Below are 17,349 nucleotides of genomic sequence, written 5' to 3' on the forward strand. Positions count from 1 at the left end.
TCGCCAAATCCAAGGTTTGGCGGCAGAAACAGGGTTAATCGAGGCTTAACTGTCTTGTAGCACTTTGGCCAACAGGCGGCCGCAGGCATAACAGACGCGTCAGGAATAAATCCGCGCATTCGCTGTTTGGCACTCTACCTGCATTCGCCGGCGACGAAGGTGCTCACGAAGCGTTAGGCAAATCCGGCGAGAGAAGTTTCGGGGTGGCGAAAGAGGTTTGCGCCGCCCTTTCCGTGTCGAGAGCTGACGAAGCGAGAGCGTCGAAACAGGTTCAAGTGAATTCAGGCAGGCGCCGTGCGAGCCGCCTGTATGAAGCGCGTTTAGGAGCAATGGATGGCCACCAAGGCAAAGACGCTGCAGACGAAGGACAAGGAAAAGGACGACAAGGCAGCGGACGCTCCGGAGAAGGATTCCCAGGACGCGCCCTCACCGTTGCTCGACCTGTCCGACGCCGCAGTGAAGAAGATGATCAAGCAGGCCAAGAAGCGCGGCTTCGTGACCTTTGATCAGCTCAACGAAGTGTTGCCGTCCGACCAGACCTCGCCGGAGCAGATCGAGGACATCATGTCCATGCTCTCGGACATGGGCATCAACGTCACCGAAGCCGATGACAGCGAAGGCGAGGACGACAAGGACGAGGGCGGCGAGGACGAGAACGACAACGAGCTCGTCGAAGTCACCCAGAAGGCCGTCACCGAGGTCAAGAAGAGCGAGCCGGGCGAGCGCACCGACGATCCCGTGCGCATGTATCTGCGCGAGATGGGCACGGTCGAGCTCTTGTCCCGCGAAGGTGAAATCGCGATCGCCAAGCGCATCGAGGCCGGCCGCGAGGCGATGATCGCGGGCCTCTGTGAAAGCCCGCTGACCTTCCAGGCCATCATCATCTGGCGCGATGAGCTCAACGAAGGCAAGATCTTCCTCCGTGACATCATCGATCTCGAAGCGACCTATGCCGGCCCGGATGCCAAGGGCGGCATGAACACCGCTATGATCGGGGGTCCCGCCGGCGAGGGCGGTGAAGCGCCGGCCGAGGGCGGCGAAGCTGCTGTGGCGACTGCCGCCGCGCCCGCGCATGTTGCCCCGCCCGCGGCGCCCCCGTCGCCGACCCCGTTCCGTCCCGCGCCCGGTGTCGGCAACGGCACCGAGGCCGAGAAGGATCCGGGGGAAGCCGCCGCCGAAGCCGACATGGACGAGGACGACGAGTTCGAGAACCAGATGTCGCTGGCGGCGATCGAGGCCGAGCTCAAGCCGAAGGTCGTCGAGATCTTCGACAAGATCGCCGACAACTACAAGAAGCTGCGCAAGCTGCAGGAGCAGGACATCCAGAACCAGCTCGAGAGCACGACGCACGGCCCGTCGCTCTCGCCGCACCAGGAGCGCAAGTACAGGAAGCTGAAGGACGAGATCATCGTCGAGGTGAAGTCGCTGCGCCTCAACCAGGCCCGCATCGATTCACTCGTCGAGCAGCTCTACGACATCAACAAGCGCCTCGTCTCGCACGAGGGGCGCCTCATGCGCCTAGCCGACAGCCATGGCGTCGCGCGCGACGACTTCCTGCGCAACTATACGGGCTCGGAGCTCGATCCGCGCTGGCTCAACCGAGTGTCGAAACTTTCGGCCAAGGGCTGGAAGAATTTCGTCCATCACGAGAAGGACCGCATCAAGGACCTCCGTCACGAGGTGCATCAGCTCGCAGCCCTCACCGGTCTCGAGATCGGCGAGTTCCGCAAGATCGTGCACTCCGTGCAGAAGGGCGAGCGCGAAGCACGCCAGGCCAAGAAGGAGATGGTGGAAGCCAACCTCCGCCTCGTGATCTCGATCGCGAAGAAGTACACCAACCGCGGCCTTCAGTTCCTCGACCTGATCCAGGAAGGCAACATCGGCCTGATGAAGGCGGTCGACAAGTTCGAGTACCGCCGCGGCTACAAGTTCTCGACCTACGCGACGTGGTGGATCCGGCAGGCGATCACCCGTTCGATCGCCGACCAGGCGCGCACCATCCGCATCCCCGTGCACATGATCGAGACGATCAACAAGATCGTGCGCACCTCGCGCCAGATGCTCAACGAGATCGGCCGCGAGCCGACCCCGGAAGAGCTCGCCGAGAAGCTCGGCATGCCGCTCGAGAAGGTGCGCAAGGTCCTCAAGATCGCCAAGGAGCCCTTGTCGCTCGAGACGCCGGTCGGTGATGAAGAAGATTCACACCTCGGCGATTTCATCGAGGACAAGAACGCGATCCTCCCGATCGACGCCGCGATCCAGTCGAACCTGCGCGAGACCACCACGCGCGTGCTCGCCTCGCTCACGCCGCGCGAAGAGCGCGTGCTGCGCATGCGCTTCGGCATCGGCATGAACACCGACCACACGCTGGAAGAAGTCGGCCAGCAGTTCTCGGTGACGCGCGAACGCATCCGCCAGATCGAAGCCAAGGCGCTGCGCAAGCTCAAGCATCCGTCAAGGAGCCGGAAGCTGCGGAGCTTCCTGGATAACTGATCGGAAGGCCATTTTTGGCATCCAAAACGGCGGGCGGGAGCCCGCCGTTTCTTGTTTAGGCCACTACTGCGAGCTTAGTCGGATTACATCTTCATCGCGCGGTTTTCGATTGCCGCTGCCCCATACATTGTCAATCCGTCCGGCCTTGGCGAGGTCGACACAAATGTCCTTCACGTTTGTTTCCCGCAATATGAAAGGTTGCGCGTGGCGCTGCCGTTCACGCGGTTCTTCTACGACCGCTTTGCCGATCTGCTGTTTGCCTGGAATAAGCGGAGCGGGCGCTGGTGAGCGCCTGCCTGTGTCGGCTTACTTCTTCTTCGCCCCGACCCGTTCGATCCGCTTGATCTCGAGCGCCGGGCGGCCGGACTTTTCGGCGATCTCGCGGTCCTGTTCCATGATGAAGCTGCGTGCGGGTTCGTCGCCGTCGAGGCCGCTGAGCAATTCGGCAGGCACGCGACGGTTGGAGCGTTGGGAATCGTCTTCGTAGACGACGTTGAAGAAGGCGAATTCGCCTTTGGGATTGGTTCCAGGTTTTTTGGCCATGGGCGGCTTGTCGTCGATCAGAACGTCATAGTCAAATGGCTTTGCGATTTGCCGGTGGTCAGCGCGGGGCCTTGGTGGCAAAGCTTGTGGCCGCGGGACCGGTTGCGCAATCGATCGACGAAATCCGTTTGCAGGATGGAAGCGTCCGGCGCTTCGCAAGGTCCGATGCGCCCTTTGGTGCCCCTCCCTCAATAAACGGCGGGCCGAAAAGCCCGCCGTTTATTTTTGGTCTTCAGCGTCGCCCGGGGCTGGCAGGGGCAACAACTTAAGATAGAATTCTATCGCTGGATCGGTCTGCTGGCAAGATAAAATTGTGACAGGGCGATGTCGCTGCGTGCGTGACACACATAAGTTAATCGCTGTCGCGTTTATGTTTGAGATTCGAACGATTTGCTTGGCTGGTCAAACTATACCGATCACGGCGCCGCGATCGGAACTCGCCGCGTTTGTACGCAGCAGCAGCGGTTTGCATCGGTTCCATCGCGCTTCAATGGCCATTCGACGATGCGTGCACACTAACGCGACTCGTCGATCAGCTTCTGCGGCGCCAGGTGCAGCTTTCCGCCGCCGCATCCGCCGTCATCCTCCTTGCGTCCCTGCGCCATGATCGCGCTGCCCATCGCGGCCGAGCCGAAAGTGACGAGGAACGAGCCGAGCAGGAGGAAGATCGCGACGACCGGCGAACTGTCGGCGAAGATGAGATCGCGCAGATGTGCAGGATTCAGCCAGAGCAGCCCGCCGACGAGCAGCGTCGCGGCACAGGCGCCGATCGCGAGGTTGATGGCGAGCAGGCGGAACAGGGGCACGCGCAGGAGCGCGAGGCGCTTTCGTTGAGGATGTTGCTGATCGTTGGGCATGACGTACGGCTTTGTCTGCACCGGTAGATCGAAGTTAGCACCGGCGGGCGAGTCTTCAACCCGGTAACGGGCAGAATTTTCCGCTCGTCATTCCGGGACGTGCGTCAGCGCGAGCCCCGAATCCATCGCGGCATCGACTCTGCTGTTCAATAGATTCCGGGCTCGGCCCTTTGGGCCGCCCCGGAATGACAAGGAGGAGACGCGCAGCGTCACGCCGCCGGCGGGACGCGCTTGGCGGCCTCGTTCTCCTGCGTCGTCTCCTGCCGCGTGAGCATGGTCTGCCAAAGCGTGGCGATGCTCGCTTGCGTTTGCGGCACGATGAAGCAGTGGCCTTCATTGTCGAAGCCGCAGAACCGCGCGGATGCATCGCTCTTCACCACCGTCAACGCCTCGTTGATCATCTCCAGGCACGTGATGACCTGGCCGACGTCCTCGAGCCGCGTGTGATGCAGAATGTCGATCAGGCGGAACGCCATTACGGTCGACGGACCGTAGGTGATGCCCGGACGACCGAATTCGAACAGCAGGTTGACTGCCGGGAAGACGCCGCGGATGTGGTCGAGGATGCCGGCGATGTTCTCCACGCTGCAAGCGACGAGATGGGCGGCCTGCGGCGGCGTGGCGTTTGGGGCTTGCGGCACCGGTCCCAGCGAAGCGCTCACCTGCTGCTCGATCCATTGCCGCACCGGCGCCGGCGCGTTGCGGATCTGGTCCGCGGTCAGTGTGATTCCGATCATGCAGCTCTCCTTTCACGCCAGTCTAGAAAAGCGCACGCGGAAAGATATTGATGCGGATCAACCGCACCACTTTGACGGTCGTGATGTTCCCGGGCACGTTCGCCCGCATGCTTCGCGCACGTGTTTCGCGGAAAAATGACTTGAGGGGCTTTTGCCGCGATCGAACCGTCCGCGATGCCGCGACGACTAATGGGCTGACCCGAACGGTCAATGCCCTGCACTTCACCGCGACTTCAGACGCTCCCGCCACCGCCCGCAATGCCCGTCCTTATAGCGCAGAACCTGCTGACTGCGGTCGCCAATGGGCTGCCGCTCTATGGCGTGCTCTATCGCGGCACGGATCCGTTCCAGGTTTTGATGCTCTACTGGATGGAAACTGCGGTCGCGGGCTTCTGGATGCTGATGACGTTGGCGCGCCTGCCGCAGGCGCTGCTCGGCGACATCACCGTCAACGGCCGCACGCGGCGTGCCACCAATTCCGACATGGTGAAGTTGTTTAGCGCCGTGCTGCTCGTGTTCATGGCCGGGCACCTCCTGTTCCTGTGGGTGATCTTTTCCGGCGACTGGTCGCAGCGTGTCTCCGGTCCGCTGAGCTTCGTGCAGGCCTTCGTCCTTCATTCCGGCGCCTGGGCGCCGCTGACGCTGATGTTCCTTGGCGGGCTCGTTGGATATGTCCGTATGCGGGCGAGGCCTCATGCGCCTGATGCAAGGACCGCGGACGCTTTCGGGTCCGTCGTCGGTGCCACGCTGGTCCGCATCGTGATGATGCAGGCCGGCATCATCTTCGGCGGGATGTTGGTGCGCAGCTATGGCAGCCGCGCACCCTTCCTCATCCTGATTGGATTGAAGACGTTGTTTGAGATGAGACGCCGCTAGCAGATGAGTGTCTCGCGCTTTGACGTGCCTGATTTTCCGGGGCATGATCGCCAGCGCTTTGCGTAAATCATCTCAGGAAAATTCGATATGCTGCGATTCGGTCTGGCCATCGCGTTCATTGTTCTCTTGGCCAGCGGCTCGGCGCGGGCCGCCCGCTGTGGCAGCGACTTTAATGCGTTCGTCGCCGGCATGGCTTCGGAGGCGCAGGCCGCTGGCGTTTCGGCGAGCGTGACCAGCGCGGCGTTCAGCGGCGTGACTCAGGACGGCGCGGTGCTCGCGTTCGACCGGCGCCAGCGCTACACCTTCAACAAGAGCTTCGAGCAGTATGTTTCGACCCGCGTCGGTCCCGGCCGCATCAATGGCGGGCGCGCGCTGCTCCAGCGCCATGCCGCGCTGCTCTCGCGCATCGAGCAGCAGTTCGGTGTGCCCAGGCAGATCCTGGTCGCGATCTGGGGACTGGAGAGTGATTTCGGCAAGGGCGACATGGGCAAGCTGCCGGTGATCCGGACGCTCGCAACCCTCGCGCATGATTGCCGACGCACCGAGCTGTTCCAAGGCGAACTGCTCGCCGCGCTCAAGATCGTGCAGCGCGGCGACCTGCCGCTGCGCGACCTGATCGGCGCCTATGCCGGTGAGATCGGGCAGACGCAGTTCCTGCCGTCGTCCTACATCAAGTACGGCGTCGATTTCGACGGCGACGGCCGCGTCGACCTCCGCCACAGCGCCGCCGACGTGCTCGCCTCGACCGCGAACCTCTTGCACACCAACGGCTTCAAGATGGGCCAGCCCTATGGCGAAGGCACCGCCAATTTCGAAGCCATGCGCGAATGGAACAGGGCGCTGATCTATCGCAAGACCATCGGCTATTTTGCCGATCGGCTGATGGGGCAGTGAGGAGAAATTCGTAGGGTGGGCAAAGGCGCAGCGCGCCGTGCCCACCTCTTTCGCGGACTCACACGGTGGGCACCCTCGCTTTGCTCACCTACGAACTGCGCTCGCAATGACGAGCTTGTGGCAAGCGCCGTCCCGTGCTTCCGGTGTCATCGCCCGCCTCGTGCGCAATTGCGCACGGGAGCGGGCGATCCAGTATTCCAGAGGCGGTGACGAAGGCGGAGAAGCCGCGGCGTACTGGATTCCCCGCTTTCGCGGGGAATGACGGTGGTGTGGTGAGGCCGCAGCCTTGCGCCCACCACGCGAGCCACACCTCACTTCCCCTGCGCCATCTTCTCCAGCCGTCGCTGCAACGGCTTCCAATACGTTGCCGGGCGGAAGCGCTGCAGGAGATCCATGAAGCGGGCGTCGTTGCCGATCAGGATGCGTGGCTCGTTGCGCTCGATGCCCCTGATGATGCGCTGGGCAGCGTCCTTCGGCGTTGTCCTCGCCGCGGCCTCGAAGCGCTCGATCGACTGCGCGCGGCGGGCATTGTCGGTGACGCCGACGCCGGCGCGCGAATTGCGTACGATGTTGGTGGCGATGCCGCCGGGATGCACCACCGACAGCTTCACCTGGCTTGCCGCGACGTCAAGCTCGTGGCGCAGGCTTTCAGAGAAGCCGCGCACCGCGAATTTCGCGGCCGCATAGGCGGTCTGTCCGGGCGGTGCGATGATGCCGAAGATCGAGGAAACGTTGACGATATGCGCCGCCTCCCGCGTCTTCAGATGCGGCAGGAAGGCGCGCGTGCCGTGCACCACGCCCCAGAAATTGATGTTGAACAGCCACTCCATCTGCGCCTGGTCGATCTCCTCGAACGAGCCCAGCAGCGCGACGCCGGCATTGTTGACGAGGATGTTGAGCTCGGGGTGTTCCGCGACCGCCTCGGTCGCGAACCGCGCAATCTCGCTTGGCTCTGCGACATCGACGCGATGCACGCTGACCTTGGTTTTGCCGCCGATCTCGGCGGCCAGCGCCTTCAGTCCGGCCTCGTCGCGATCGGCGAGCGCGAGATCGCAGCCGCGCTGGCAGAACTCGATCGCCAGCGCGCGGCCGATGCCGCTCGAGGCTCCCGTGATGGCGGCGGCGCCGCGGATCGCTGTCATGGTGGGCTCCATGGGTTCAAAGAAGGGAACACTACTTACAATATTTGGTCCGGAGCCGAACCAATTCGCGGTTCCCTTTTTAACCTACGATAGTTGAGGTCCATGACCAGCAATATCAGGAGCAGCCTATGGGACAGGCCCGGCCATTTCGTTCGGTGGCACTGATTGTCGAGGACGATGCCATGCAGCGCGAGATGCTCAGCCTTCTCTTGGAGGAGAGCGGCTATCACGTCATCCAGTGCGAGAGCGGTGACGATGCCCGGCATGTCCTCGACGTCGCGGGTGGCACGCTGTGCCTAATGATGACCGACGTGCAGCTCGCCGGGCACGTGAACGGGGTCGAACTGGCCCATATCGCCAAGGCGCGCAATCCGGGGCTGGACGTCGTCGTCACCTCCGGCCGGCCGTTGACGCAAGCCTTGCCCGACGGCGCAAAATTCTGGCCAAAACCCTGGGCGCCGCTGGACGTGCTGCGGGAGGCCGAGTTCGCACAGATGTCCTGACCGCCGTTCGGGCGTCGCTTTCTCGCCGTCAAATGCGATGATAAGGTCCGGTCATGACCTTGTCCTTCCTGCTGACATCCCTGATCGTAGTCGCTTCGCCAGGCACCGGCGTGCTGTATACGTTGGCGGCGGCGCTGACGCGCGGCTCGCGGGCGAGCGTTGCCGCAGCCTTCGGCTGCACGCTCGGCATCGTGCCGCATATGACGGCGGCGATGCTTGGGCTCGCCGCCGTGCTTCACACCAGCGCGCTCGCCTTTGCGGCGCTGAAATGGTGCGGGGTGGTGTATCTGCTCTACATGTCCTGGCAGGCGCTGCGCGAGACCGGGGCGCTGGCGGTGGAGGGGCGGATCAAGGAGCGTTCGAGCTGGCGGGTGATCGTCACGGGATTTTTGATCAACATCCTCAATCCAAAGCTCTCGATCTTCTTCCTCGCCTTCCTGCCGCAGTTCATTGCCGCTGATGAGGCCCATGTGCTGGCGCGGATGCTGGAATTGAGCGGCGTCTTCATGGCGATGACCTTTGCCGTGTTCGTGGTCTACGGCCTGTTCGCCGCCTCCGTCCGCGAGCGCGTCATTTCCCGTCCCCACGTCATGGCCTGGCTGCGCCGCAGCTTTGCCGCCGGCTTCGCCGCACTGGGCGCCAAGCTGGCGTTTGCGGAGCGGTAGCGCTCTCCTTCCGGCCAATAAAAAAGCGGGCCCTGCGCCCGCCGTTTCTTAGACCCGTCCCACTGACGCCCGGGCGGAGCGAGGCTCCACCCGGGCAAAGAACAAGAAGTAGCGTTACTTCTTCTTGGCCTTCTTGGCCTTCTTCGCCTTCTTCGCCTTCTTCGCTTTCTTAGCCATAGTATCCTCTCAAGGGTTAATGGTGGAACGCGACACGAGGGATGCTCGGCGGAGGGCCAGCCTCGCAACATCCTCGACACTAAACTCAGCAGATTCGCGGGCGCCTGCCCCGCGTTGTCACGCCGCTGTCATCGCGTTATCCACAGCTCAAACGCTTTTACGGGTGATTTCCGTCCGCGAATCCGCCTCGCCGGCGTCCTTCGGGACGCCCGCGCGGCATGGCTAACGATCCGGCAACGCACGCGCGGCGTTCATCAATCCAAAACCAAAGGCGCGCTTTCGCGGATCGCGGTGAGACTCCGTTAAGCGCGCCACGCGCATTGTCCCCCGCAACAAGACGGGGATGGCTATGGACGGACGGCTGCCAAACGGAGAGGGCGCGACGATGCACGTCGCGCGGTCGCCATGCTGAGCGTGTCGACACTCTGGATCGTCATCGTCCTCAACTTCTCGGCGCTGGGCCTGATCTGGGCTTACGTGGCCAACGCTTATCCCAAATTCGAGGCGGCGCGGTTCTGGACGGCGGCTGCGGTGCTGGCTGCGGTCGGCGCCGGCATCAGCATGCTGCGCGGCGTAATGGATCCACGCTTTCCGCTGATTGCCGGCGGCGGGCTGATGATCTTCTCGTCCTGGCTCGCCTGCATGGGCGTGACGCGGTTCTACAACAAGCCGATATCCTGGCCCACCGCGATCGCGGTCTCGCTGCTGACCACGGCAGGCCTCGCCTGGTTTCTGGTCGTGATCGACTACATGCCCGCGCGCGTCCTGATTTATTCGCTGGGTCAGTCGACACCGATCCTGATGGTGCTGCCGCTTCTCCTCGGCAAGCAGGATGGCCGGAAAAATCCAGGCGCGCGGCTCGCCGCGATCGTCGCCTTCATGCTGCTCGCCGCCCAGTTGATCCGTTCCGTCGCCGCGCTGATCGGACTTGGCGGCGCCATCACCGCAATCAATTTCAACGGATTGCAGGTCGCGCTGATCCTGGTGCTGGTGTTCCTGGCGATGGCCTGGAATTTCGGCTGCCTGTTGATGGCGATCGAGCGCCTGCGCAATGAGGTCGCCGATCTCGCGCTGCTCGACGACCTCACGGGCGTAGCCAACCGGCGGCACCTGTTGCAGCGCCTCACCGAGGAATGCGCCCGGTCAGAGCGGAGCGGCAAGCCGTTCTCGCTGCTGGTCATCGATCTCGACGGCTTCAAGGCCATCAACGACACCCATGGACATGCCGCGGGCGATGCCTGCCTGCAGCATTTCACCCTGATGGCGCAGACGCGCCTCAGACCCGGCGACATGCTCGCCCGCACCGGCGGCGACGAGTTCTGCATCGTGCTGCCGTCCTCGACCCAGACCGAGGGCGCGCTGATCGCCAGCCGTGTGCTGGAGGTTTGCCGCAGGGATGCCGAAACCTGCTCAGGAGGCGAGATTCCGATCGCTGTCTCGATCGGGATCGCCCAGTGGGAGCGCGGCATCGGTCAATTCCCCGACCGGCTGATGGCGAACGCCGACCATGCGCTCTATGCCGCCAAGAAAAGTGGCAAGAATGATTTCGCGATCTACGATGCTGCGCCGCCGATCCAGCCGGACCTGCCGCACGTGCAAACCGAAGTGGCACGCAAGTTCGCCTGACGTATGTTAAGGCGGAGGGGCAACGGACCATTCCACCTCATGCTTTCCCGCCTTCTTGCGGCGCTGCTCGCCGCGTTTGCACTCCTCGCTCCGGCCGCCGCAACCGATCCCGGCCTCGCCAGACTGGCGCGGGCGTCGGGCACGCCGACGATTCCCGGCCTGAACATGGTCTGGCTGGCGCCGTGGGGCGACGTCACTGCTGCCCATGCCTGGCACAACATCATCGTGCACCAGACCGAGGGGCCGGCGGGATCTGCCCGCATGGGGGCGCTGGCACAATCGAAAAACCCGACGCGGCGCGGCGTCACGGTATGGGTCGAGACCGACGGCACGGTCTATTGGGCGGTTGCTGAGAATCTCGTGCCGACCCACGGCGATGGCGCCAATCGCAACGACAATGCCTTCATCGACAACTCCGCGACTTACCATCAGGTCGTGCGCGACAACTCGATCGGCGTCGAGTTCGCCGGGAATTTTCCGGATGTGACGACGGGGCCGACCGAGGCGCAGATTGCGGCGTGGCGCATCCTCGTGGCCGTCCTGCGGGCGCGCTACGCCATCCCGCTCGACCACGTCTATGCGCACAACTGGATCGACTTCAAGGACGGACGCTACTGCGAAGGCTGCTCGCTCGCGACCCTGGCGAGGGAGTGGGGAGAGTAGAGGGGATTCGGATGTCTCCGCAAGGCGCGAGCCGAACGTCACGCTCGATGCCGGGGGCCGCCGGTTTGCGTCCGGCAACCGGGGGCCGAAACCGCCGGTGCCGGACTGCAAATCAAAAGCGACCGCTTTCGACTTTCTTCGTCATCCCCACCGGGCCTTCCCATGCTCAGGGAAATGCCTTGGGAAGGTCGGCGGAAGGCTTCGTGACGATCTGGTGCGCATCGCGCCAGATCACCTCGCGCTGGCGCGAGGTTGTAATCACGCGCACCGGCAGGCCACCCTCCTCAAGCAGCCAGGCGCAGTAGTGCGCGCGGCTGACAGCCTCGCGGGCTTGGGGATCGAACCAGCAAATGCCCCAGATCGAATCGCGCCGCTTGAAGTGCCGCGCGATGCGCCCAGGAATCGGCAGATGCTGTGCGAACCACGTGAACTGGTCTGAGAGCTCTTGCCGAATCCAATCGGGACAGTTGTTTCGATGGATATACCAGGACGCACGAAAGAAGCCGCTCTCCACGCGGCTGTGCGGGTGGATGAGCGGTGTAACGAACCGCAAATACATGACAACACGGCGTGACGCCGTGTTGCGTCACGCCCCTCGTAGCCGGATTGAATGAACGGAAGAACAGCCGCGAAGCGGCGTTCAGCTCATGACCGATCGCCGATCACCGATGGGCGGCGGCGGTCAAAACGTGTCGATCTGAATTTCATGCCGCCTCCCTTCCGAGCGTTGAACAAAAAGGGCGCGATATCGCGCCGGGGCGCAGCACATACACCAGCAAACGTCCTGCGACAAGCGTGATTGATTGGGAATGATTGACTGGGAAGCGTTGATCACGCTTTCGACGTCACCGTTCTCAATTGCGGTCGAGCCGCAGCCTGCGCCTTTGAGAACGCGCCAAGCCAACTGCGGTGGCAGTGCTCCAATCATTGACCAAAAAAAAGCCGGCGTTGCCGCCGGCTTTCTGTCTCTTCGATCCGCCAATTTCTGGCGCTGAAAAATCTCGCGCTTAGTGCGCGGCTTCTAGCGCTGCTTGTTCCTGCTTCGCGATCGTGCCCTTGACCGCGGCCTGCACCTTCTCGAAGGCGCGGACCTCGATCTGGCGGACGCGCTCGCGCGACACGCCGAACTCGGCTGCGAGGTCTTCCAGCGTCATCGGCTCGTCCGCAAGGCGCCGCGCCTCGAAGATGCGGCGTTCGCGCGGGTTGAGCACGCCCATGGCGCCGTTCAGGGCGTCACGGCGATGATCGTATTCCTCGTGCTCGGCCATCAAGGCTTCCTGGTTGGGCGAGGTATCGACCAGCCAGTCCTGCCACTCGCCGGCCTCGCCGTCGTCGCGGATCGGTGCGTTCAGCGACGCGTCGCCGCCGAGGCGGCGGTTCATGTCGATGACGTCCTGAGCCGTGACGCCGAGGCGGCTCGCGATCAGCTTCACCTGGTCGGGGTGCAGATCACCCTCGTCCAGCGCTGAGATCTTGCTCTTCGCCTTGCGCAGGTTGAAGAACAGCTTCTTCTGGTTCGCGGTGGTGCCCATCTTCACGAGCGACCAGGAACGCAGGATGTACTCTTGAATCGACGCCTTGATCCACCACATGGCGTAGGTGGCGAGACGGAAGCCCTTCTCGGGCTCGAATCGCTTCACCGCCTGCATCAGGCCGACATTGCCTTCCGAGACGACCTCGGAGATCGGCAGGCCGTAGCCGCGATAGCCCATGGCGATCTTGGCCACGAGACGGAGGTGGCTGGTGACGAGTTGATGCGCCGCGTCGCGATCGTCGTGCTCGCGCCAACGCTTGGCGAGCATGTACTCCTGCTGGGGCTCCAGCATGGGGAACTTGCGGATCTCGGCGAGGTAACGGGAAAGGCCGGATTCTCCATTCAGAACCGGCAACGTGGCTGCACGGGCCATACTTGCGCCCTCCAAAGGTTCAGGCCCCCGATAGCGGCGGGCCAGGCAGACGACCGCTGTGTTAAAGCCGGCCGGGCTGCGATGTTCCGCGTCCGATCATCTTCGAACGCAGGCGCAATATACCCCATGGGGGGTCATTTAGGGAAGGATTACTGACGTCACGTCCCCGTGTGGCTGCTATAACTTTTTGTAATGTAAAGCTTTTCTGAAGGGGCCTGCGTCATAGCGCCGCTTTCAGCCTGCCCTGGAGAAGAAGCAAATCCTCCGGCAGAGGCTGTTCCCAGTGCAGCAGTTCTCCGCTTCGCGGGTGCTCAATTACCAGTAGATAGGCATGCAAAGCCTGCCGGCCAAGGGCGGCCAGCGCCCCTTGCGATTCAGGCCCGAGCTGGTTCGCCTTGGTCTTGAAATGGGGGCCGTAGACGGCATCGCCCAGCAGGGGGTGGCCGATATGGGACAGGTGGACGCGGATCTGGTGGGTGCGGCCGGTCTCGAGCTCGCAGGCGAGCAGCGAGGCCACCGGCTTGCCGTCGCGCCCGGCAAAGCTCTCCATGATTTCCCAATGGGTCACCGCCGCGCGGCCGCTTTGCCGGACCGCCATCTTCTCCCGCGCGTGCGGGTGGCGGTCGATCGGCGCATCGACCGTGCCGCGCTGGCGGTTCGGCACGCCCCAGGCAAAGGCAAGATAGCCACGCCGCATCTCGCCGGTGCGGCCGTGGTCGGCGAATTGCGCCGACAGTGACTGGTGGGCGAGATCGTTTTTGGCGACCACCATCAGCCCGGTGGTGTCCTTGTCCAACCGGTGCACGATGCCGGGCCGGCGCACCCCGCCGATGCCGGACAGCGAGTTGCCGCAATGGGCGATCAGCGCGTTCACCAGCGTGCCCGTCTCGTGCCCGGCCGCCGGGTGCACGACCAGGCCGGCGGGCTTGTTGATGACGATGATGTCGTCATCCTCGAACACGATATCGAGCGCGATATCCTCAGCCCTGGGCTCGGCGGGGGCGGCTTCCGGCACGTCGATTGTGATCGTATCGCCCGGAGCGACGTGATAAGCGGGGTCGCGGATCGCCTCCGAACGAAACGTCACCGAGCCCGCCAGAATCAGGGTTTTCAGCCTTGATCGCGACAGGTCCGGCAGGCGGGCGGCCAGCACCCGATCGAGCCGGGCCGAACCCTCGTCGCCGGCGACGACAACCTCCAACCTTTGCGCTGACCCAGAGCCCTGCATGACGACCGAAACCGCTGTTCCCGAACCGACCCCCGAGCAAGCCGCGCTGTTCGCGCGGGTGCGGCGGATGATGCTGATCGCGGGGTTGACCACGGCGCTGGCGATATGCGCCGTGCTGATCGCGGTGGGCTACCGCCTTTTCAAGTCCGAGGGAAGGGCGGCCGAGGCCGTAAGTGACGTCACCGCCACCCTGCCGAAGGGCGCCAGGATCGTCTCGAGCGGGGTCGCCGGAGACCGACTCGTGATCACGCTCGACGTCGGCGGAGTGACCGAAATCCGCACCTACGACGCCCACACACTGAAGCCGGCTGGAAAGCTGAAATTTGCCAACGAGCCGTAGCGCGGACGACACGCGTTGTGACTGAAATCGTTGATCGTTCCTTGGTCAGTGTTGTCCTGTCCCGCAACTTCTGATTTAGCTTCAGTCCGGGGAATATGGGCTGGGACTGGGAATGGGTGGTATCAAGTCACGCGTCGTAGCAATTGCGCTCGTCATCGGGTGGGTCGGATGCACTGGTGCTGCGGCGCTTACAGCGCAGCCCAACCAGGCCGGACCTCAGACCAAACCGGCAGGATCTCCTGCGCAGTCCAAACAACCCACAGCTCAGGTCAAACCAAAGGAAGCTCGGCTCGCGCGGCTGTATTTCCTGCGGGAGAAGGGCATTTTCGGCGCGATAGGTGGGCTGGCTGCCTCGTCGGAGATCAAGATCGACGGCAAGCCCGTGGGCAAGATCGAGATGGGGTCGTATTTCGTTGTCGATCGTCCGCCGGGCGTCCACAAGATCGCCTCGCACACCACGATGGCCATGGCGGACTACGAGGTCGAAGTCCCGATCGAGGCCGGCCAGACCTATTACTTCGGGGTCGGGACGCAGCGGACCGGCCCCATCGGTCAGGACCTGCTCAACCAGGCTATCGCAGGCAGCAGCGGGCAGCAGATCCGATCGACGTCGCCATTGAAGTCCGCATTTGCCGGCGCGGGGCTGTTTCGGCTGGAGCCGGCCGCCGGCGCTGCCGCGATCGAGAAACTCAAGACGCCTTGAGTGTTCCCGGCGGTTTCGCTGGTGAGCAGCGCCCCGCCCGGCCATCACATGGTTAAGCTTGAGCCGCGGTCGCTTTGTATAACAGGCCTTTTCGCCCCTGATCGAGGCTTGCCGCCAGCGGAATTCGCGGCTATGTCCTGTCCCTCACGCTCCCTTCGTCTAGCGGTTAGGACGCGGCCCTCTCAAGGCTGAAACAGGGGTTCGATTCCCCTAGGGAGCGCCACCCAGTACTCATCTGCGAACGCGGAACGGCCCATTTCGGCTGGCCAAATGTGTGCACGGTGCCATGAGCCCGAGAGACCTGGTCCGTAGGTGAACGGGTCTGCGCTTTTTCCTGCCGTTTCCACTTTCACTTCCTGTCATTTCCGATTTCGCGACAATTCGTTACTCGATCTGTCCTTTCTGCTCGCCTTCCGCCAAACAGACATGAGACAGGCCGCGGTCGTGCTTGTCGGAATTGAGTGACGGATTGCAGATGATCCCGACAGGACGAGCGCGAAATCCAGCCCATTCTGTCTCCCGCATCATCCTGGGATCGCCACGTCCGCGGTCGACGACGCGCACGCATGCGCCTTCGCTGCTGCTAGCCTGATCCGACGATGCCAGTGATCGGCAACGTGGAGGCGGGGCATGGCCCGGATTTCGGTCGAGAACATCGGCAAGGCGTTCCGTCAGACGGAGTCTTGAAGGAAGTGTCGCTCGACATCGCCGACGGTGAATGCCTGACGTTGGTCGGCTCGAATCCTGCGAGACGGACCTTAAGCGAACCACGGGTGGCTTCGGACGAAGTCCTGATCGCGCGGATTGCGCAAGGCGACCGGCGCGCCATGCAGGTGCTGTACGGACGGCACCATGTCAGGGTATTCCGTTTCGGGCTTCGGCTCGTCCGCGACGAACAGGTTGCGGAAGATCTCATCAGCGAGGTCTTTCTCGACGTCTGGCGTCAGGCTGGCAAGTTTGAAAGCCGATCTGCTGTCTCAACCTGGCTGCTGGCGATTACGCGTTTCAAGGCGCTCTCGGCGCTGCGGCGCAGGAAGGACCTTACTTTGGAAGACGAGGCTGCCCACGCGATCGAGGACACGTCCGACGATCCGGAAGTGGCCGCGACGAAGAAGGATACCAGCGAAGCGTTGCGCAAGTGCCTGGGCGGGCTTTCGCCGAGGCACCGGGAGATTGTCGATCTCGTCTATTACCACGAGAAAGCCGTGGAAGAGGTGGCTGAAACCGTCGGGATTCCGGAGAACACCGTGAAAACGCGCTTGTTCTACGCGCGGAAAAAACTGGCCGAGTTGCTGAAGGCCGCCGGCGTTGAACGAGGTTGGCCATGAGGGGATTGCTTTTTTATTCTTGAATGGCGCGCCATTTTCTTGGGCATCGCGCCTTTTCCCCTTATCTTTCGATCGATTGTTCCGCCCGCGGGGTGAGGCTGTGGCACTGGCGATCAACATCCGGGCCGATAACAGTTCAGCTGACGAGATAGAACGCCTGTGGGACCAGGTCGGCGCGTTCGAGGTCGCCCCGTCAATGCGCGCACTCGCCTACCGGCCGCATTTTACTTTCGCGATTTACGACGAGCCTGCGGTCGATGAACACATCGCATGGGGGGCGATGCTCAAGGCCGTCGCCGGTCAAGCGCCGTTGCGTATCGAGTTCAGACGGATTCGCTGGTTCGAAGGCAGTCCACTCGTGCTCTGGGCAGAGCCAACGTCGAATGACGTCCTGATGCGGTTGCACGGTTCGATCAGCGCAGTCATTGATCCCGCACACTGCCATCCTCACTACCGACCGGGCGCGTGGACACCGCACTGCACGCTCGGCATGCGCGTCGCCGACAAATGTCGCGATGACGCCATTGAGTTTGCACGATCGTTCGACAGAGCAATCGAAGTGCTGTTCGATGTGGCGGACTGCGTCGCCTTTCCACCGGTGCGGATCATCTCCGAGCAGAGATTGCGATCGTGATTAGCGAGAGGTCGGAAGTGAAGCGATGCCCGT

19 protein-coding genes, 1 tRNA gene and 1 pseudogene are annotated in these 17,349 nt (G+C 63.1%); 14 read left to right on the forward strand and 7 right to left on the reverse strand.

The annotated features are described in order from the left end of the window. Nucleotides 1-333: 333 nt before the first annotated feature. Nucleotides 334-2,493, forward strand: a complete 2,160-nt coding sequence (gene rpoD / locus YUU_RS0127315; RefSeq protein WP_027525250.1) for an RNA polymerase sigma factor RpoD — start codon at nt 334-336, stop codon at nt 2,491-2,493. A 201-nt stretch (nt 2,494-2,694) separates the two neighbouring features. Then, nucleotides 2,695-2,781, forward strand: a pseudogene (locus YUU_RS61375) (thiol-disulfide oxidoreductase); the annotation flags it as partial. Nucleotides 2,782-2,799: 18 nt separating this feature from the next. Here YUU_RS61375 and YUU_RS0127325 read toward each other — a convergent pair. From YUU_RS0127325 to YUU_RS0127335, 3 genes are all read right to left on the reverse strand, one after another. Continuing rightward, nucleotides 2,800-3,036, reverse strand: coding sequence for a hypothetical protein (locus YUU_RS0127325; protein ID WP_027525251.1), 237 nt, complete (start codon nt 3,034-3,036; stop codon nt 2,800-2,802). A 515-nt stretch (nt 3,037-3,551) separates the two neighbouring features. After that, on the reverse strand, nt 3,552-3,893 hold the full coding sequence (locus YUU_RS0127330) for a hypothetical protein (RefSeq protein WP_027525252.1): 342 nt from the start codon (nt 3,891-3,893) through the stop codon (nt 3,552-3,554). Nucleotides 3,894-4,102: 209 nt separating this feature from the next. Further along, nucleotides 4,103-4,630, reverse strand: a complete 528-nt coding sequence (locus YUU_RS0127335) for a hypothetical protein (RefSeq protein WP_027525253.1) — start codon at nt 4,628-4,630, stop codon at nt 4,103-4,105. A gap of 258 nt (nt 4,631-4,888) precedes the next feature. Between YUU_RS0127335 and YUU_RS0127345 the strand changes: the two genes are divergently transcribed. Both YUU_RS0127345 and YUU_RS0127350 read left to right on the forward strand, forming a co-directional pair. Further along, nucleotides 4,889-5,506 carry a DUF6498-containing protein gene (locus YUU_RS0127345; RefSeq protein ID WP_027525254.1) on the forward strand — a complete coding sequence of 206 codons (618 nt, stop codon included), beginning with the start codon at nt 4,889-4,891 and terminating at the stop codon, nt 5,504-5,506. An 87-nt stretch (nt 5,507-5,593) separates the two neighbouring features. Beyond that, entirely contained in the window at nt 5,594-6,400 is an 807-nt protein-coding gene (locus tag YUU_RS0127350) for a lytic murein transglycosylase (RefSeq protein WP_027525255.1), read from the forward strand. A gap of 311 nt (nt 6,401-6,711) precedes the next feature. Here YUU_RS0127350 and YUU_RS0127355 read toward each other — a convergent pair whose 3' ends face one another. After that, nucleotides 6,712-7,542, reverse strand: a complete 831-nt coding sequence (locus YUU_RS0127355) for an SDR family oxidoreductase (RefSeq protein WP_027525256.1) — start codon at nt 7,540-7,542, stop codon at nt 6,712-6,714. A 128-nt stretch (nt 7,543-7,670) separates the two neighbouring features. Between YUU_RS0127355 and YUU_RS0127360 the strand changes: the two genes are divergently transcribed. From YUU_RS0127360 to YUU_RS51845, 4 genes are all read left to right on the forward strand, one after another. Continuing rightward, complete coding sequence (locus YUU_RS0127360; protein WP_027525257.1) at nt 7,671-8,045, forward strand: response regulator; 375 nt, start codon at nt 7,671-7,673, stop codon at nt 8,043-8,045. Between the two features lie 53 nt (nt 8,046-8,098). Continuing rightward, nucleotides 8,099-8,710, forward strand: coding sequence for a LysE family translocator (locus YUU_RS0127365; RefSeq protein WP_027525258.1), 612 nt, complete (start codon nt 8,099-8,101; stop codon nt 8,708-8,710). Between the two features lie 582 nt (nt 8,711-9,292). Beyond that, nucleotides 9,293-10,513 (forward strand): GGDEF domain-containing protein, encoded by a 1,221-nt coding sequence (locus YUU_RS0127370; RefSeq protein ID WP_027525259.1) that lies wholly within the window; start codon nt 9,293-9,295, stop codon nt 10,511-10,513. A gap of 39 nt (nt 10,514-10,552) precedes the next feature. Next, nucleotides 10,553-11,176, forward strand: a complete 624-nt coding sequence (locus tag YUU_RS51845) for a peptidoglycan recognition family protein (protein WP_035663471.1) — start codon at nt 10,553-10,555, stop codon at nt 11,174-11,176. A gap of 166 nt (nt 11,177-11,342) precedes the next feature. On the opposite strand, the gene YUU_RS0127380 is transcribed toward YUU_RS51845, so the two are convergent. Next, nucleotides 11,343-11,735 carry a hypothetical protein gene (locus tag YUU_RS0127380; protein WP_027525260.1) on the reverse strand — a complete coding sequence of 131 codons (393 nt, stop codon included), beginning with the start codon at nt 11,733-11,735 and terminating at the stop codon, nt 11,343-11,345. A 250-nt stretch (nt 11,736-11,985) separates the two neighbouring features. On the opposite strand from YUU_RS0127380, the gene YUU_RS0127385 reads away from it, so the two are divergent. Beyond that, a complete protein-coding gene (locus YUU_RS0127385; RefSeq protein ID WP_027525261.1) occupies nt 11,986-12,171 on the forward strand; it encodes a hypothetical protein in 186 nt (61 codons plus the stop codon). A gap of 12 nt (nt 12,172-12,183) precedes the next feature. Here YUU_RS0127385 and rpoH read toward each other — a convergent pair whose 3' ends face one another. Both rpoH and YUU_RS0127395 read right to left on the reverse strand, forming a co-directional pair. Beyond that, nucleotides 12,184-13,083 (reverse strand): RNA polymerase sigma factor RpoH, encoded by a 900-nt coding sequence (gene rpoH / locus YUU_RS0127390; RefSeq protein WP_027525262.1) that lies wholly within the window; start codon nt 13,081-13,083, stop codon nt 12,184-12,186. Nucleotides 13,084-13,303: 220 nt separating this feature from the next. Next, nucleotides 13,304-14,311 (reverse strand): RluA family pseudouridine synthase, encoded by a 1,008-nt coding sequence (locus YUU_RS0127395; protein WP_027525263.1) that lies wholly within the window; start codon nt 14,309-14,311, stop codon nt 13,304-13,306. Here YUU_RS0127395 and YUU_RS0127400 point away from each other — a divergent pair. From YUU_RS0127400 to YUU_RS0127425, 5 genes are all read left to right on the forward strand, one after another. Beyond that, nucleotides 14,310-14,651, forward strand: a complete 342-nt coding sequence (locus tag YUU_RS0127400; protein ID WP_027525264.1) for a hypothetical protein — start codon at nt 14,310-14,312, stop codon at nt 14,649-14,651. The two genes, YUU_RS0127395 and YUU_RS0127400, sit on opposite strands and share 2 nt — an antisense overlap. Nucleotides 14,652-14,763: 112 nt before the next feature. Then, nucleotides 14,764-15,354 carry a DUF2846 domain-containing protein gene (locus tag YUU_RS0127405; protein WP_027525265.1) on the forward strand — a complete coding sequence of 197 codons (591 nt, stop codon included), beginning with the start codon at nt 14,764-14,766 and terminating at the stop codon, nt 15,352-15,354. 148 nt (nt 15,355-15,502) lie between these two features. After that, nucleotides 15,503-15,577: transfer RNA gene (locus YUU_RS0127410), tRNA-Glu, on the forward strand. A gap of 505 nt (nt 15,578-16,082) precedes the next feature. Continuing rightward, nucleotides 16,083-16,682 (forward strand): sigma-70 family RNA polymerase sigma factor, encoded by a 600-nt coding sequence (locus YUU_RS0127420; protein ID WP_035663485.1) that lies wholly within the window; start codon nt 16,083-16,085, stop codon nt 16,680-16,682. Between the two features lie 100 nt (nt 16,683-16,782). Next, complete coding sequence (locus YUU_RS0127425) at nt 16,783-17,316, forward strand: 2'-5' RNA ligase family protein (RefSeq protein WP_027525268.1); 534 nt, start codon at nt 16,783-16,785, stop codon at nt 17,314-17,316. Nucleotides 17,317-17,349: the final 33 nt, after the last annotated feature.

It is taken from the genome of Bradyrhizobium sp. Ec3.3 (assembly GCF_000472925.1).
GTDB lineage: Bacteria > Pseudomonadota > Alphaproteobacteria > Rhizobiales > Xanthobacteraceae > Bradyrhizobium.

What these genes read in the sequence shown, in the direction of transcription:
- YUU_RS0127405 (WP_027525265.1), top strand. Translation starts at nt 14,764, where the DNA reads ATGGGTGGTATCAAGTCACGCGTCGTAGCAATTGCGCTCGTCATCGGG.
- YUU_RS0127350 (WP_027525255.1), top strand. Translation starts at nt 5,594, where the DNA reads ATGCTGCGATTCGGTCTGGCCATCGCGTTCATTGTTCTCTTGGCCAGC.
- YUU_RS0127400 (WP_027525264.1), top strand. Translation starts at nt 14,310, where the DNA reads ATGACGACCGAAACCGCTGTTCCCGAACCGACCCCCGAGCAAGCCGCG.
- rpoD (WP_027525250.1), top strand. Translation starts at nt 334, where the DNA reads ATGGCCACCAAGGCAAAGACGCTGCAGACGAAGGACAAGGAAAAGGAC.
- YUU_RS0127360 (WP_027525257.1), top strand. Translation starts at nt 7,671, where the DNA reads ATGGGACAGGCCCGGCCATTTCGTTCGGTGGCACTGATTGTCGAGGAC.
- rpoH (WP_027525262.1), bottom strand. Translation starts at nt 13,083, where the DNA reads ATGGCCCGTGCAGCCACGTTGCCGGTTCTGAATGGAGAATCCGGCCTT.
- YUU_RS0127395 (WP_027525263.1), bottom strand. Translation starts at nt 14,311, where the DNA reads ATGCAGGGCTCTGGGTCAGCGCAAAGGTTGGAGGTTGTCGTCGCCGGC.
- YUU_RS0127345 (WP_027525254.1), top strand. Translation starts at nt 4,889, where the DNA reads ATGCCCGTCCTTATAGCGCAGAACCTGCTGACTGCGGTCGCCAATGGG.
- YUU_RS0127385 (WP_027525261.1), top strand. Translation starts at nt 11,986, where the DNA reads ATGATTGACTGGGAAGCGTTGATCACGCTTTCGACGTCACCGTTCTCA.
- YUU_RS0127365 (WP_027525258.1), top strand. Translation starts at nt 8,099, where the DNA reads ATGACCTTGTCCTTCCTGCTGACATCCCTGATCGTAGTCGCTTCGCCA.
- YUU_RS0127330 (WP_027525252.1), bottom strand. Translation starts at nt 3,893, where the DNA reads ATGCCCAACGATCAGCAACATCCTCAACGAAAGCGCCTCGCGCTCCTG.
- YUU_RS51845 (WP_035663471.1), top strand. Translation starts at nt 10,553, where the DNA reads ATGCTTTCCCGCCTTCTTGCGGCGCTGCTCGCCGCGTTTGCACTCCTC.
- YUU_RS0127325 (WP_027525251.1), bottom strand. Translation starts at nt 3,036, where the DNA reads ATGGCCAAAAAACCTGGAACCAATCCCAAAGGCGAATTCGCCTTCTTC.
- YUU_RS0127335 (WP_027525253.1), bottom strand. Translation starts at nt 4,630, where the DNA reads ATGATCGGAATCACACTGACCGCGGACCAGATCCGCAACGCGCCGGCG.
- YUU_RS0127370 (WP_027525259.1), top strand. Translation starts at nt 9,293, where the DNA reads ATGCTGAGCGTGTCGACACTCTGGATCGTCATCGTCCTCAACTTCTCG.
- YUU_RS0127380 (WP_027525260.1), bottom strand. Translation starts at nt 11,735, where the DNA reads ATGTATTTGCGGTTCGTTACACCGCTCATCCACCCGCACAGCCGCGTG.
- YUU_RS0127355 (WP_027525256.1), bottom strand. Translation starts at nt 7,542, where the DNA reads ATGACAGCGATCCGCGGCGCCGCCGCCATCACGGGAGCCTCGAGCGGC.